The organism is Burkholderia sp. ABCPW 111, from assembly GCF_000773065.1.
Lineage (GTDB): Bacteria > Pseudomonadota > Gammaproteobacteria > Burkholderiales > Burkholderiaceae > Burkholderia > Burkholderia savannae.
Window position 1 is genome coordinate 13,936 of record NZ_JPWT01000002.1, and the last position, 15,155, is coordinate 29,090.

Annotated in this window: 15 protein-coding genes and 1 tRNA gene; 5 read left to right on the top strand and 11 right to left on the bottom strand. The window is 64.5% G+C overall.

Annotated features, from left to right (window positions below):
* Positions 1-87: 87 nt before the first annotated feature.
* Positions 88-1,968 carry a DNA primase gene (gene dnaG, locus X946_RS01610; protein WP_038743385.1) on the top strand — a complete coding sequence of 627 codons (1,881 nt, stop codon included), beginning with the start codon at positions 88-90 and terminating at the stop codon, positions 1,966-1,968.
* Positions 1,969-2,029: 61 nt separating this feature from the next.
* On the opposite strand, the gene X946_RS36790 is transcribed toward dnaG, so the two are convergent.
* The gene (locus X946_RS36790) at positions 2,030-2,353 is read right to left on the bottom strand and encodes a hypothetical protein (RefSeq protein ID WP_038743387.1); all 324 of its coding nucleotides are present in this window, start codon (positions 2,351-2,353) and stop codon (positions 2,030-2,032) included.
* On the opposite strand from X946_RS36790, the gene rpoD reads away from it, so the two are divergent.
* The 4 genes from rpoD to X946_RS01630 all read left to right on the top strand — a co-directional run bounded on the left by rpoD (position 2,244) and on the right by X946_RS01630 (position 5,970).
* A complete protein-coding gene (gene rpoD, locus X946_RS01620) occupies positions 2,244-4,454 on the top strand; it encodes an RNA polymerase sigma factor RpoD (protein ID WP_394335891.1) in 2,211 nt (736 codons plus the stop codon). The genes X946_RS36790 and rpoD overlap by 110 nt on opposite strands.
* Before the next feature lie 123 nt (positions 4,455-4,577).
* Positions 4,578-4,653 (top strand) — tRNA-Ile (locus tag X946_RS01625).
* Positions 4,654-4,934: 281 nt separating this feature from the next.
* Positions 4,935-5,168 carry a hypothetical protein gene (locus X946_RS32965; RefSeq protein ID WP_161788624.1) on the top strand — a complete coding sequence of 78 codons (234 nt, stop codon included), beginning with the start codon at positions 4,935-4,937 and terminating at the stop codon, positions 5,166-5,168.
* A gap of 187 nt (positions 5,169-5,355) precedes the next feature.
* Entirely contained in the window at positions 5,356-5,970 is a 615-nt protein-coding gene (locus X946_RS01630; protein ID WP_038743391.1) for a GNAT family N-acetyltransferase, read from the top strand.
* Positions 5,971-6,038: 68 nt separating this feature from the next.
* Here the strand turns inward: X946_RS01630 and X946_RS01635 are convergent, their stop codons facing one another.
* The 10 genes from X946_RS01635 to X946_RS34890 all read right to left on the bottom strand — a co-directional run bounded on the left by X946_RS01635 (position 6,039) and on the right by X946_RS34890 (position 15,136).
* Positions 6,039-6,686: a 2OG-Fe(II) oxygenase gene (locus X946_RS01635; protein ID WP_038743393.1), complete on the bottom strand. Its 648-nt coding sequence runs from the start codon at positions 6,684-6,686 to the stop codon at positions 6,039-6,041.
* A gap of 61 nt (positions 6,687-6,747) precedes the next feature.
* The gene (locus X946_RS01640) at positions 6,748-8,061 is read right to left on the bottom strand and encodes a hypothetical protein (RefSeq protein ID WP_038743395.1); all 1,314 of its coding nucleotides are present in this window, start codon (positions 8,059-8,061) and stop codon (positions 6,748-6,750) included.
* A gap of 498 nt (positions 8,062-8,559) precedes the next feature.
* On the bottom strand, positions 8,560-8,916 hold the full coding sequence (locus X946_RS01645) for a Mor transcription activator family protein (protein ID WP_038743397.1): 357 nt from the start codon (positions 8,914-8,916) through the stop codon (positions 8,560-8,562).
* Between the two features lie 208 nt (positions 8,917-9,124).
* Positions 9,125-9,739, bottom strand: coding sequence for a DUF3164 family protein (locus tag X946_RS01650; RefSeq protein WP_038743399.1), 615 nt, complete (start codon positions 9,737-9,739; stop codon positions 9,125-9,127).
* Between the two features lie 73 nt (positions 9,740-9,812).
* Positions 9,813-10,175 (bottom strand): hypothetical protein, encoded by a 363-nt coding sequence (locus X946_RS01655; protein ID WP_052144968.1) that lies wholly within the window; start codon positions 10,173-10,175, stop codon positions 9,813-9,815.
* Position 10,176: 1 nt separating this feature from the next.
* Positions 10,177-11,454 (bottom strand): ExeA family protein, encoded by a 1,278-nt coding sequence (locus X946_RS01660; RefSeq protein WP_152611601.1) that lies wholly within the window; start codon positions 11,452-11,454, stop codon positions 10,177-10,179.
* The gene (locus tag X946_RS01665) at positions 11,451-13,250 is read right to left on the bottom strand and encodes a DDE-type integrase/transposase/recombinase (protein WP_038743401.1); all 1,800 of its coding nucleotides are present in this window, start codon (positions 13,248-13,250) and stop codon (positions 11,451-11,453) included. The genes X946_RS01660 and X946_RS01665 overlap by 4 nt, the downstream gene beginning before the upstream one ends.
* Before the next feature lie 14 nt (positions 13,251-13,264).
* Positions 13,265-14,356, bottom strand: a complete 1,092-nt coding sequence (locus X946_RS01670) for a DUF3102 domain-containing protein (RefSeq protein WP_235363978.1) — start codon at positions 14,354-14,356, stop codon at positions 13,265-13,267.
* 13 nt (positions 14,357-14,369) lie between these two features.
* Positions 14,370-14,681, bottom strand: a complete 312-nt coding sequence (locus tag X946_RS01675; RefSeq protein ID WP_038743842.1) for a helix-turn-helix domain-containing protein — start codon at positions 14,679-14,681, stop codon at positions 14,370-14,372.
* Complete coding sequence (locus X946_RS34890; RefSeq protein ID WP_161788625.1) at positions 14,678-15,136, bottom strand: hypothetical protein; 459 nt, start codon at positions 15,134-15,136, stop codon at positions 14,678-14,680. The genes X946_RS01675 and X946_RS34890 overlap by 4 nt, the downstream gene beginning before the upstream one ends.
* Positions 15,137-15,155: the final 19 nt, after the last annotated feature.

Below are 15,155 nucleotides of genomic sequence, written 5' to 3' on the forward strand. Positions count from 1 at the left end.
CCGGCGCGGCGCGCGCCAGCCCGCCAAGCGGCCCGCACCGGCCGAGGCGGCGCGCGTCGGCCGGCACGTTTTCCGATCGATCCAACGGTGATTCCGCATTCGTTCCTGCAGGATTTGCTGAACCGCGTCGACATTGTCGACGTGGTCGGCCGGTACGTGCAGCTCAAGAAGGGCGGCGCCAACTTCATGGGGCTGTGCCCGTTCCACAACGAGAAGAGCCCGTCATTCACGGTCAGTCCGACGAAGCAGTTCTATCATTGCTTCGGCTGCGGCGCGCACGGCACCGCAATCGGCTTCCTGATGGAGCACGCGGGGCTCACGTTTCCCGAGGCCGTGCAGGAGCTCGCGCAGTCGGCCGGGCTCACGGTGCCGCACGAGCCGTCGCCGATGCGTGGAGGCGGCGGGGGGGGCTCGGGCGAAGGCTACGCGCCGCCCGCGGTATCGAAGTCGATCACGACCGCGCTGTCGGACGTCATGCAGACCGCCTGCGATTATTACCGCAAGCAGTTGCGCGGCGCGCCGAACGCGATCCAGTACCTGAAGCGGCGCGGCCTGACGGGCGAAATCGCGCTGCGCTTCGGGCTCGGCTATGCGCCGGACGGCTGGCAGAATCTCGAGTCGACGTTCGACGACTATCGCCACGACTCGCTCGTCGACGCGGGCCTCGTGATCGTCAGCGAGAAGACCGACGCGAATGGCGTCGCGCGCCGCTACGACCGGTTCCGCGAGCGGATCATGTTTCCCATCCGCAACGTGAAGGGGCAGGTGATCGGCTTCGGCGGCCGGGTGCTGGACGGCGGCGAGCCCAAATATTTGAATTCGCCCGAGACACCCTTATTTAACAAGGGCAGCGAACTATACGGATTGTTCGAGGCGCGGCTCGCGATTCGCGAGCAAAAGTATGCGCTCGTCGTCGAAGGGTACATGGACGTCGTCGCGCTCGCGCAGCTCGGCTTTCCGAACGCGGTGGCGACGCTCGGCACCGCGTGCACGCCGGTCCACGTGCAGAAGCTGCTGCGGCAGACGGACACGGTCGTCTTCAGCTTCGACGGCGATTCGGCCGGCCGGCGCGCCGCGCGGCGCGCACTCGAGGCGTGCCTGCCGCACGCGGCGGACAACCGGACGATCCGCTTCCTGTTTCTGCCGCCCGAGCACGATCCGGACAGCTACGTGCGGGAATTCGGGACGGATGCATTTTCGGAGCAGGTGAAACGGGCGATGCCGCTGTCGCAGTTCCTGCTGAACGAGGCGACGGCGGGCAAGGAGCTCGACCAGCCGGAAGGGCGCGCGAAGGCGCTGTTCGACGCGAAGCCGCTGCTGCAGGCGCTGCCCGCGAACGCGTTGCGGGCGCAGATCATGCACATGTTCGCCGATCGGCTGCAGATTCCGTTCGACGAAGTGGCGGCGCTCGTCGAAGTGGACGCGCGGATCGCCGCGCCGGCCCGCCAGGCGCCCGCGCGCAGCGAGCGGCGGCGCGTGACGGACAACGAAAAGCGCGCGCTGCGCAATCTGGTGATGCATCCGCGCATTGCGGCGGCGCTCGACGACGAGAGCCTCGCGACGCTGCGGGCGCTGCCGAGAAACGGGGAATTGTTCGACGAGGTGGTTGGCCACGCGCGCGCGCTCGGCGAAGGGGCGGAGTTCCGGCTTTTGTCCGATGTGCTACGCAATTCGGCTAACGCGGCCACCTACGACGCAATTTTCCGGGAAATTCTGGTCTATGATGAAAATGTCCGCGACTTGATGCAGCAGAATCCGGAGAGCGACGCAGCGCAGGAGGGGCTGCGCGAGCAGGAACGGATCGCAGGCGAGGAGCTTCAGGCAGCGGTGCTCAAGATGCGCTACGACGCGTGCTGTGACAGGCTCAACAGCCTTTCGAAGCGGTCGGCGCCCACTTCCGAGGAATTGGCGGAAATCAAGGATTTGCATCAGAACCTGGCAGACATGAAACGGAGGCTCGGGCTGTGAACCGGCCGGGGAGGGGTCTGCCTCAGCGTGCTATAATATAAGGTTTTCAGCGGTTTGTTTTCTAAGCAGAGGCGAGAATCGCAATGGCAAAGGCTACCGGCGGAAAAAAAGCGGCGGGTAAGGCGACGGAATCGACCGTAACGGTCGCGACGGCCAAATCCGCAGCTTCCGCAAAGACGTCTTCGGCCCGCGCGGCGCACCCTGCGAGGAAGAGGGCCGCGGCCGGCACCGCCAAGGCTGCGCCGGCGCCGACGGCCAGCGCATCACGGGTCGTCGTGAGGTCCGAGGCGAAGACGGCCAAGCCGCCTTTGAAGCGGGCGAGTGCGAAAAGCGCAAGGGGAGCGGCTGCCGCGCCGGACGAAACGGCAGCTACTCGAGCATCCACGGTTCAACCGGCTGTAGTCCAGCAGCCGCGAGTCGATTTAGCCGGTACGGCGAACTCCATGACGAAAAAGCTGAACGAAGTATCCGTCGATGACGACGCAAACCAGAGCGACGACCAGCCCACCGCTGTGTCGGGTAAAGGCGAGAAAGCCAAGGCGCGCGATCGCCGCGCCAAGGAAAAGGCGCTGCTGAAGGAAGCGTTCGCGACGAGCACGCCCGGCACGGCCGAGGAGCTTGAAGAGCGTCGTACAAAACTGCGCGCGCTGATCAAACTCGGCAAGGAGCGCGGCTTCCTCACGTATGCCGAAATCAACGACCATCTTCCGGACAACTTCACGGAAACGGAAGCGCTCGAAGGCATCATCGGCACGTTCAACGACATGGGCGTCGCGGTGTACGAGCAGGCGCCCGACGCCGAGACGCTGCTGTTGAACGACAATGCGCCCGCCGCGTCGTCCGACGATGAAGTCGAAGAGGAAGCGGAAGTCGCGCTGTCGACCGTCGATTCCGAATTCGGCCGCACGACCGATCCGGTCCGGATGTACATGCGCGAGATGGGCACGGTCGAGCTGCTCACGCGCGAAGGCGAAATCGAGATCGCGAAGCGGATCGAGGACGGCCTGCGCCACATGGTGATGGCGATTTCCGCGTGCCCGACCACGATCGCCGACATCCTTGCGATGGCCGAGCGCGTCGCGAACGAGGAAGGTCGCGTCGACGAACTCGTCGACGGCCTGATCGACCCGAATGCCGCCGATACCGACGGCTTCTCCGAGAAGGACGCCGAGGAAATCGAGAACGAGGACGAGGAAGCCGAGGAAGCCGAGGAAGAGGAAGAGGACGATGACGACGGCGCCGCGCAGGCGACCGCCAACGCGGCCCAGCTCGAAGCGCTGAAGCGCGCGTCGCTCGAAAAGTTCGCGCTGATCAGCGAATGGTTCGACAAGATGCGCCGCGCGTTCGAGAAGGAAGGCTACAAGTCGAAGTCGTACCTGAAGGCGCAGGAGACGATCCAGAACGAACTGATGTCGATTCGCTTCACCGCGCGCACCGTCGAGCGTCTGTGCGACACGCTGCGCGCGCAGGTTGACGAAGTGCGTCAGGTCGAGCGCCAGATCCTGCACATCGTCGTCGACAAGTGCGGCATGCCGCGTTCGGAATTCATCGCGCGCTTCCCGAGCAACGAGACGGATCTCGATTGGGCCGAGAAGATCGCGGCCGAAGGCCATTCGTACAGCGCGATTTTGTCGCGCAACATCCCGGCGATCCGCGAACAGCAGCAACGCCTGCTCGATCTGCAGGCGCGCGTCGTGCTGCCGCTCAAGGACCTGAAGGAAACCAACCGGCAGATGGCGGCGGGCGAACTGAAGGCGCGCCAGGCGAAGCGCGAGATGACCGAGGCGAATCTGCGTCTCGTGATCTCGATCGCGAAGAAGTACACGAACCGCGGCCTGCAGTTCCTCGACCTGATCCAGGAAGGCAACATCGGCCTGATGAAGGCGGTGGACAAGTTCGAGTACCGCCGCGGCTACAAGTTCTCGACGTATGCGACGTGGTGGATTCGCCAGGCCATCACGCGTTCGATCGCGGACCAGGCGCGCACGATCCGGATTCCGGTTCACATGATCGAGACGATCAACAAGATGAACCGCATCTCGCGGCAGATTCTGCAGGAAACGGGCCTCGAGCCTGATCCGGCCACGCTCGCCGAGAAGATGGAGATGCCGGAAGACAAGATCCGCAAGATCATGAAGATCGCGAAGGAGCCGATCTCGATGGAAACGCCGATCGGCGACGACGACGATTCCCATCTCGGCGACTTCATCGAGGACACCAACACGGTCGCGCCGGCCGACGCCGCGCTGCATGCGAGCATGCGCGACGTCGTGAAGGACGTGCTCGATTCGCTGACGCCTCGCGAGGCGAAGGTGCTGCGGATGCGCTTCGGCATCGAAATGAGCACGGATCACACGCTCGAGGAAGTCGGCAAGCAGTTCGACGTCACGCGCGAGCGGATTCGTCAGATCGAGGCGAAGGCGCTGCGCAAGCTGCGTCATCCGAGCCGTTCGGACAAGCTGAAGTCGTTCCTCGAGGGGAACTGATCGCCCGTTTCCGATCGGTCGCCGCCGGGGCGCAAGAATCCGGCGGCGATTTCCTTACTTAGTTGTTACAATGCCGGCCCGGCCAGTATTTCCGGGTCTTTTTTTGCGTCGCATTCGTTTTTAGGGCCTGTAGCTCAGTGGTTAGAGCAGTCGACTCATAATCGATTGGTCGCGGGTTCGAAACCCGCCGGGCCCACCAAATCCCTGCCAAGGCGTTCGAGGAAGACGTGTCGTCAAGCATAAGCCGGTCATCCGGATAAGCTATGCTTGACTCTCTGATGACGCGCTTCATTTCTTATCGGGACTCATCGAGAGTCGACGCCGATCCGAGCGATTTCTCCGCTGAGAGGCGGGAGACACGGGCGTAACAAAGCCGGCCATTTGGCCGGCTTTGTTTTTCCGGCTCGGCGCAAATTTGTCCTTTGTTTCGCACGTCACGCCGATGGCGTTTCCGATTCGATCGAGGATTGCCGATCCTCCTTGTTCGGTGTGCTGATCGAATGGTTCGGCGAACTGTCGGCGAACATTGTCGACGCCGACGGCCGCAATGCCGCCGCGGACAATTGCGCGTGGGTGGCTTCGGAGTCGGCCGAGCGCGGTCGATTTGCGCTGGTAGTGCGGGGCGCGCATGAGGGCACGCGTTGCCTATTGGTTGTCAAAGGCGGCCGGGATGCACATCACGGGAACTTCGTACTGGTCAAGGGTAGTGGGTAGTCACGAGGACAGCGGATCGCCTAAGGTTTGACCGTCGGAGAGGTTGTGACGGCTGATCGGCAACGCTCGATCAGTCATCGCGAATACGATGTGCGATTGGCGGTTCGCCGGAACTGACGTCGAGCCGCGATCGAAACGCGCGGGTTTCCAATCGGATCGGAGCAGCCAAGTTGCGAGAGGTGGAATCATGCAAGAGCATGTCGACGGCGCCGTCGGCCGATCCGCGCCGGTTATCGAGACGGTTCGCTTGATCCTGTCCGGCCATCGCCTGGACGACTTCGACAGCAGCCGGGCACTATGGGCCGATCCCGACGTGACGCGCTTGATACGCGAGGAGCCGTACACGATGGAAGAGTGCTGGTTTCGCCTATTGCGCTATGTCGGGCATTGGCGATTGCTGGGCTTCGGTTACTGGACGGTTCACGAAAAGCAGACCGGGCGTTTCATCGGCGAACTGGGCTTTGCCGATGCCAAGCGCGATATCGTTCCCGCGCTCGACAATGTGCCGGAATTGGGCGGCGCGCTGTCCCCCGCCGCGTGGGGGACAGGTGTCGCGCGCGAAGCGTTGTATGCGGTGCTGGATTGGGCGGACGAGCACTTGGCGGCGCGGCGCACCGTTTGCCTGATCGGCCCTGAAAATCGTTTTTGCATTCGACTGGCCGGCGAGTTCGGTTATCGGGAGATAGCCGCTACCGAATACAAGGGCCAGCCGATTCTGCTATTCGAGCGGCCGGCGTGCGAGCCACGGAATCGGAACGATCGGCCGACGATTGCGGTTTCCGACCGGGACAGGCCGGCATAGTACGCAGACGACGGCGAAGCCCGGCGATCGGCTTTGCCTGCTGTCGGCTCACCAGCGGCGTCGCCCGGTCATGCGCGCCGGTTGGCTTTGTCGTGGCGCGAGTAAAAATAGACCAGCGACGTGCGCTCGTTCGTGCGCACCGTTCTGACTTCGTGCCGGTGCATGCAGTTCGTGACGATGACCGTGCCGTAAGTCGGCGCGAAGACGTTCAACGGCCGGCCTTCCGGATGAACCACGAATTCGCCGCCCTCGAACTTATTGCCGAGCTGAATGACGACCGAAAATTCGTAGTCCGGATTGCTTGCCGCGTCGAGGTGGATGCCGATGAAGGAGTCCTTCACCATCCGGTTGATCTGGCATCGCCGGATGAAGTACTCGGCGCGCGTGGCGAACATGTCGCCGAAGAATCGCGTGCGCCGGGCGTCGGTGAGAATGCCCAGGATCTGGTCGGAGTGGGGCCGGTTGACGAGTTGAGGAAGCTCGCCGGCCCGGTCGAGCATGATGCGCCGGACATAGATGTCGTGCGTGTCGCCGGCGTCGCCGGCGGTCACGGATTCCTCCGGCATTTGGGCTTGCAACTGGTCGATGCGCGTTAGCTCGTGCGCGTCGAAGGCCACATAGGCGGGAAGCATCACGGTTCCCACGTCCCTCAACTGCGTGACGTAATCGGCCATTCCTCCTTCGTTGTTACGGAAATGCAGTTCGGCTGTGTCCATGCGCTTCTCCCGGTTGTTGTCGTTGGCGGTTCGATACGCAAATGTTCGGTTCACGTTGAGGCTAAGCGTCCAGTGCCGCGAGAACGGCTTCCTTTTCTGCTCGAGTGGCGACGGCCGCCCAGTGAACTCCCGCGCCGCTGCCCGCATTGACCACGCTCGAAAAGCGATTCGAGCGTAGCACCATGCCGCTCGCCTTGTCGCGGTGGAGATACATTCCCAGCACTGGCTTGTGTTCGGCTGCGACAAAGGTTTCGTCGAAAGGATGGCGAATCGTCGCCACCTCGCGGAAAGCCTGGCAAATCCAGTTTGCCACGCCTTTTTTCCGCAATCGATTGGCGAGCGCGCCGGCCGAATGATCTCTGCCGATCATCACGTCGACGCCTCCATAAGAAACATTCAGTTTGAACACCCATTCGTCTTTGCGGGCCAACGTATCGGCGAGCGTGCTTTCGTCGAGTCGAAAGGTATGCGGGATATAGTTTCGGATCGCGGCGATCTCGTCGTCGTCGAGGAGCGCGTGAAAATGCTCGTCGCATAACAGCGCGAGCCATGTCTTGTTCATTAGCAACTCGGCTTCCAGCCCGTTGGAAAATTTTGCGCCGCTGCGGTGAATTGCATGGAATTTATCGATGTTCACCGTCATGTCGTCATAGACGAAATTCCGGTGAATCAGAATGCCGTTGCCGTTGCCGTCGCCCAGCCACTTCGACGGATAAGTCAATTCCGTATGAACTTCGATCGGTATATCGCTCGCCATGCCCGCAAGGTACCGGCGGGCAAGTTCGGGCGAGGCATATCCGCGGGCGGCGTGCGAACTCCAATCGAGGAGGACCACTCGATCGATACCCAAAGACGCGATGCTGTCCTCGTACAGCGAGCGCAGATTTGTATAAGGGGAACCGTCGAGCGCGACAGCCGGCCAGCCGGCCGCTTGCATGAACCGGCGATAGCAGTCGAACAGTTCGGCTCCCCCGACCGCCGCCGAGAAATTCAATTCGCAAACTGCATAGCCATCCGGCAAGGGGAGGATGTCGACGCGCGTTACCCGGCGGCTGCCGGCTTCCAGTTCCTCCCAGTCGACGTAAGGCATCAGCGCGTCGCTGAGCGAGAATTGCTGGAGGATGTCCGCCCGTGAGCGATGTCGGCAAAGATGACGCGCGATCTTGTTTTGAGCGGACAGCAGATCACGCGCGATTCGGGCGAGCATGTCGAAGTCTTCGGCGGGAAACAGGAGCGGATGGGGCAGCAGGCGGAAGGCCGCCGCGCCGATGTCGTCCAGCAGCGTCCGTACTTGTCGAGTGGCCCCATTTTCGATGATCTTGCGTTTGTTTCTAATAAACGCGGCAATCACGTCTTTGTTGAATGATTCGAACATGGTTCGCTTTATCGACTGGGTGCGTTATCGATATTTCACCGAATATCGGCAGCGTATTATCGGATGCCGATAATTTGGGGAAGCCTATTTCTAATAGTGAGGCATAGAAGGCGAATCATTATGCTGCCAGATTTTCTTGTTCAAGGTGAGAATTCTATTTAAAGAAACCGGCGCGACACGTTTTTGAATGAGGAATGGCGTGTGCATATGCCGTTGTGCCGAATGGGTGCGACGCGACCGAGATCTAGGGCGGTGTCGCGGAGGGCGCGATCGGCGCGATTGCAGCGCGGGTTGACTGCCCCCCCGCGCAACAACCCACCGCACCCTCGCGACATAATCACCCCAACCACCGCCCCGGCCACGCCGCGAAGCTCGGCCTCGCGCAATTCCGTACCGCCTGCCGCAACCGCCGCACCAAAACCAAAACCAAAACCAAAACCGCCGATTTCCCAACCCCCGCCCGATTTCCCAGCCCCCGGCTCGCCGCATCGCCACGCCTCATCGATCGGAAAACAGCCGCTTCTGCCGCGCGGCCGTCTCTTCGCGCCCGACCGCCTTGATGATCTTGTAGATCCACTGAATCGACACGCCGTACTTTCGCGCGAGCTCGCCGTGATTGTCGCCGCGGAACTCGTCGTAAATCCTGCGGTCGCGCTGCGACAGCTTGTACGACACCCCCATCGGGAAATACACGTTTTGTCCACCCCAATGCGCCGCCATCCTGTCGGCGATCTCCCGGCCGAGCTGATCGGCCTCGTCCGTCTTCATCGCCGCCAGCTCCTTGAGCGCCACCGACACATGTTGCGCAAGGTCGACCAGCAGCTCCGGCCCCTTGCTCTTGAAATCCGCCTTCATACAGCCTCCATTCGAACCGTTTCATCCCGGCAAGCAATCATGCGTTCAAGCGCCCGAGCGCCCGAGCGCCGGAGCACCCAAGCACCCAAGCACCCAAGCACCCAAGCACCCAAGCGCCCACACGCCCGGCGCCGCCGCCTGACGGCACCAGCCGCCGCCTGACGGCACCCGCCGCCGCCTGACGGCGCCGTCCTCGTCGATCCCGTTCCTACACGCCGGCGATGTCGAGCGGAATCTGTTCGTACTGCTCGGTATCGCCGATACGCTCGTAGATCCGCACGTACGAGCGGCTGCCGATTACCTGCAACGCCTCGCCGATCGCCGTCATCGCGTCCTGCCACCGCGCGTCCGCGATGTCGAGCCGGCGCAGCGCGAGCACGCGGGCGGTGTTGATCTGGCCTTCCTTGTCGGTCGCGAACGCCTGCGCGACGATCGCCTGGATCTCCGGGCGCGCATCGGTCGTCCAGTCGTGCAGGCACGCGTCGATCAGCGCTTTCGCGGCCTGCAGCCGCTCGTCGAATGCGATCCGGTCCTGGATCGCGCGCTGAATGCGATAACGGCCGTCGAACGAATACAGCGTGACGTTGCCTTTCTTGCCGCCGAGCTTGGCCTGGTACGTTTCGGCCGACATGTCGACGAAGGCCGCCACGTCGCCGAAGATCCGCGTCTTCAGCTCGGCGAGCGTGCGCGATACGCGCCGCGCCTCGTCGACGAGCTCGCGCACGAGCCGGTCGCGTTCGCGATCAAGCGGCTTGATCATGTTTTCCGGGACGAGGCAGCCTTTTGCGTCTTTCCAATAACCATTCGGAATCCTTTGTTCCATTGCTTCACTCCTTGCTTGTTTTCGTGTGCGTCGCGTCAGTGGACGCGGCGCGTTCGTTTCTTCGGCGATGTCGTCACACTGTCACTTCCCACGTCACCCGCACGCCCATGAAGTCGACGCAGGCGAAGCCGCGCCCGTCGCGGCGCTCGATCGACACGCCGTTGGCATGCCCGCGCAGCGTGTCGACCGAGGCCGCGCGCGACGACGGTCCGATGCGGATCGTCGGCCGTCCGCCGTCGCGCGGCAATGCATCCTCGTCGAACACGCGATAGCCGAGGCCGCGCAGCGCGCGTGCGCTCGCGTTGAGCAGCGTGAGGCGGGCGACGAAATCGGCGTCGAGCACGCGTGCGTTTTCCGGCGTGGCACGCGCTGGCGCGGGCTCGTGCGGTGCGGCCGTTTCGAGCGACGGCCGTTGCGTTTGCAATCGGGCGTTCATGTCAGATCCCTTTGATCACGTCGGCCGTGACGACCGGCACGCCGAGCCCCGCCGCGAGATTCATCGCCGCGGTCAGCAGATTGCCGACCGCGAGCGGATACAGCAGCGAGATCGTGTCGGCGCGCTCGCGGCGGCGGTCGCTCGCGATCGTCAGCCGCCCGCGCAGCGCGTCGACGCCGCCCGCGTCAATCACGTCGCCAACCCGCTTGTCGAGCCGGCCAAGCTTGAAGGCCAGATACTCGTCGAGCCGCGCGCGGTCGAGCGGCGGCAACTCGATCATTTCGCATCGCTGAACGATTTCGCGAGCATCCTGGTTGCGCTCGGACAGCTTGATTTTCAGCTCCGGCTGCCCGATCAGGACGATCGACAGCAGCTTCGCGAAGCCCGATTCGAGTTCGAAGAAACGCTTCAGGTGCTTGAGCGTCGCGATCGGCAGCGCGTGCGCCTCGTCGATCACGAGGCAGTGCCGGCCGCCGGCCGCGTGGCTGTCCTCGAGCGCGCGATGCAGTTGCGCGAAGCGGGCCTGCGGGCTGCTCCTGAGTTTCTCGAGCGGCGCGACGGCCGTGACGATCGCCTCGGCAATGTGCGTCGCTTTCAGCGTCTTGCCTTTGCGATCGCTGTCCTCCATTGCGAGCACGTACGGCTTGATGAGCAGAACCGGCTGATTCTCGCGCGTGATCCGGTCTTCGAGATCGCGCATCAGCGTGGTCTTGCCCGCACCGGATTCCGCGACGACGGCGAGCATTCCGCCATGCTTCGCAGTCTGAAACATCGCCTCGCGCACGTGGCGGATGTCGGGGCTCAGGTACATGTCGTCGTGCGAACGAACGTCGTCCTGGAACGGATCGCGAAACAGGCCGAAGTGTTTGCGCGCGGCGGGCGTCAGCGCTTGTTTGCGCAGTAGCATCGAATCCTCCTGGTTGAGATCGGTGTCGTCGCGTGGCGAACGGCGCGACGAAGCGTGCGATGAGAAGTGCGACGAGTTGCGCGACGAGTTGCAAGAGGAGAACGCCGCGCCGGCCGCCGCGTGTCCGGCCATGCCGTCTCGCATCGAATCGCTCGCCGAATCGAACGCGTCGGCGAGTGCGGCTTCGAGCACGCCGCGCTGGCGCAGATAGTCGAGAATCCGGCGGCGCAGCGCGTCGGCGTTGAAACTCTTCGGCCACGCGCCATGGTTGACGATCTGCGCGACCGTCGCCTGCGACAGGCCGATGTGCGCGGCGAGATCGGCCTGCTTGCAGCCGATGCGCTGCAATACGTTCTTGAGCTTGAGCATCATCGCCCCCCGGCCGAGGTGCGCACGATCTGCAGCGGCTGATGCAGATCCGAGCGCGGCCCGATGAGCTCGGCGACGATCGCATCGAGCCGGTCCTGCGGAACGCCGTTCGGAAAGCGCTGCTGCAGCCAGCGGAAGCGCTCGGCGCTCCATGTCGCGCCGGCGGCCTCGATGCGCGGCTTGATTCGCATCGCCGCGTCGACGAGCGACAGCGGCGCGTGCGCGACGCGCGGCGCGGCAAGTTCGTGCTCGGTGCCGCGACGCGGCAGGTAAGTCGGGAGCGCGTCGTCGTCGATGTGCTTGTACGGATCGAGGCGGCCGCCGAACGGCAGCGCCTTCGCGCGGCGCCGCGCTTTCGCGTCGGCGCGGGTGTGCGCTCCGGACACGAGCCGCTCGATCTCGTCGACCGCGCGCTGCGCGGGCGTATCGGCATGGCGCCGGAACGATTCGCCGATCACGGCCGCATCGGTTGCGAAGCCGAGCGCGTCGCGCGCGACTTCGGGCACGACGAAGTACGTCTCGCGGCCGTCGTCGCCGGTCAGCACGATTTGCGCGGCGTCGTCGCGCCACGGGTTGCGCGTGACCATCAGCTTCTCGCCCACCATCACGCCCGGCACCGCCGACACGTCGTACTCGACGCCGCGCAACGACACGCGCAGCTTCGGCGTGACCTTGCGGCTCTCCGGCGCGGCGACCGCGAGCTCGCGGCAGATGTCGAGCGAAGGCGCGTTGACGAGCTGCCGCGCGGTGATCCGCAGCCACGCGTGGCTGCGCGTCGAGCCGTGCCGGCCGTGCGTCGCGGTCGCGTTGAAATGCATTCGCCAGCGCCTGGCGAGCGCGTTGAGTTCGTCGAGGCTGTTGACCGGCTGAAACTTCAGGCCCGGCTCGAACTTGCGTTCGATGAGGTTGCGCGCGTTCTCGACTTGCCCCGTCGCACGTGCGTTGCCGACCTTGTGGACGACGAGTTCGATGCCGAGCGCGCGGCACAGGTTGCGCGTCATCGCGGCGGTGTTCGCGGCGCCTGCATCGAGCATCAGGAAGCGCGGCACGCCGTGCATCAAGTCGGCGCCGCCGCGTTCCTGCATCGCGTTGATGAGCGTCGAGCACAGGTTCTCGCCGGACTCCGCGCCGAGCACGTATTCGACGTAGATCCAGCCGCTCGCGTGATCGGTGATCTCGTAGCTCCACACGCGATCGGCCGCGATGCGCGCGACGTTGCGCGGCTTATTTTTGTAGAACGCCGAATGATCCATCACGCGCAGGCCGTTCGCGCGCGGATCGGCGGCGGGCTTCAGGTAATACAGCACGCACAGGCTCGCGTCGATCTGCCAGACGTGATTCGGATGCCGGCTCGCGAGCTCGGTGACGGGCGCGGGCGCGAGCAACTGGTCCGGATGCACGCCGTACGTGCGCAGTGCGCGCTGGATCGCGCTGTCGGACAGCGGGCGCAGCTCGCCCGTCGATTCGTCGAGCGATTCGGCGCGGATCATGCCGTTCGCGCGCAGCGTTTCGACCGCGTCGGCGATCGAATACAGCCGCTTGCCGTTCTTGCGCGTCGATTCGATCAGCAGCGCGGAGATCGTCATCGCCTCGGCGCGCGTCAGCGCGCTGCGGCCTGCGTCGGCGCGGCGCTTGCGCGGCGGCGTCACCGCGACGGCCTTCAGCTTGCGCATCAGCGTCGCGCGCGACAGGCCGAGCTCGCGGCACGCGGCTTCGTAGATCGCATGCTTGTTGCCGTGGCCCGCCGCGCGCGCGGCTCGTGCGACGGACACGATGCGTTCGGTCAATACGGCGTTCATCGCGGGGGGCCTCGTCATTGCGCGGTGGAGAGGGCGGCTGAGTCGACGGCGGGGCTGTCGACGGGGCTGTCGACGTGCGCGGCTATGCTGGCGTCGCTTTTGGGGTTGGCGTTGGCGTTGGCGTTGGCATTGGCATTGGCATCAGCATCGGCATCGGCATCGGCATCGGCATCAGCATCGGCGTAGCCCTCGCCCTCGAAATCCGCATCCGCTCCGCGCAGCCATTCCGGCATGTCGTCGCCGTCGGCCGCCGATTTCACGCCGAAGTCGCTGCGCAGCTGATTCAGCGCGAGCTGGATCTGCCCGAGCAAGCCGGCCATGAAGTCGTCGTGCGGCGTGCCGTGCGTTTGCGCGTGCCGCGCGAGCGTGTCGAACGCCGCGCGCAGCTGGCCGCGGACGACCGATTCGGCCTCGAACGCGATCGCGCTCGCCTCGCCGCGGATCTGCGCGGCCGTTTCGTCGGGCGTCGCGCGCTTCACGTGCGTCGCCTTGCTCGTCAGCTTCGCGGCGAGCTCGTCGAGCTTGCCGTTCTTGTCGGCGAGCAGGCGCGCCTGCGCGTCGGCGTTCTCGCGCGCTTCGCGCAGCGCGGCGCGCAGCTCGCGGGTCGTCATCCGGTCGATGTCGTCCTGCGCGAGGCCCGCAACCGTGCCGCCGTCGGCGAGCACGTCGAGCTCGTCGTCGTCGAGCACCATCAGCTCGTACAGCTTGGTCTTGCCCAGAACGCTCAGCGCTGAGCGCTTCGCGCCGCCGTGCTCCGCGCCGAGAAACTTCACCGATGCCTGCATCATCCGCCGCGCCACCTGCGGCGCGAGCCCGAGCTGCTCTTCGACGATGCGCGTGAAATCGCCATGCGGTTCGTTCTCCTTCAGAAGGATCAGGCGCTTGCCCGCTTCGAGCATCGCCTCGGCGCTCTGCGCCATGTAGAAGCGCGCTTCGTTGACGACGCGGGCGCGCTCGTACGGCAGCCCGTCGCCGAACTGCTCGGCGACGGCGGCCGAATGCGCGGCGAGCGCGTTCGACGCCGCGGCCATTGCGGGAAGGGCGGGGGTGTCGGCATCCGTCACGACGACGGGCTGCGGCGCGACGGCGGAAGGTTTGCGTGCCATTGTCATGGACTCCTTAGCGTGGGGCGGCCAGGCGGCTGGCCAGTTCATCGAGGCGATGTCGCGCGGCGTTCAAGCTCTGCGCGATCGCGACCGCGTGTTGCGCGAACCGCACCGAAGGCCGGATGCGGCCAGTCTCCGGAATGCGTTCGGCGAAGCCGGTTTCTTCGAGCGTCGCGACGTAGCGCGTGATGTTCGACGGCGACAGGCGCGTCGCCTTCGCGAGCTCGCCGGGCGTCAAGCCGTGCGCGAAGTGGCCGAGCAGGACGTTCAGGACTTCGAGCACTTTCTCGGCCGATTTGGTGGTGGTCGTCGTGCCGGCGCTCATCGGGCGGCTCCCGTCGGCGCTGCGGTCCATGCGGCGAACGACGCGCTGCCGTTCGCGCTTATCACACCGCGCGCCGCGCATCCAGTGGCCGCTTTCGGGCGATCGGCAATCGTTTGGCGCTTTTTATCGAAATCGGAAATGCGTTTGAAATCGCGCCGCGCCGCGTATTTAGCGCGGTGCGGCCGCGGGCGAAATGCGCCATTCGCGTCGAAAATCGGCGTAACGAAATCGATTCGTTTGACATCGATGCAACGCATTTGCAGCCAATGGAATCGAAAACGGTTAATCTTCAGGTGATGGAGTGTCATTGCGTTTCGGAATTTGGCGAGCAATCGGTTCGAGGCGCGGCGAATGTGCATGCGATGTGTATTAAATGAGACGGCCATCGCGGCATGCGCCGGCACGGTTCGGATCACGCAGCGCAACGCGCGACGCACGGCGGCGGCCGCGCGCATCGCGGCTTGAGTGCGGGCC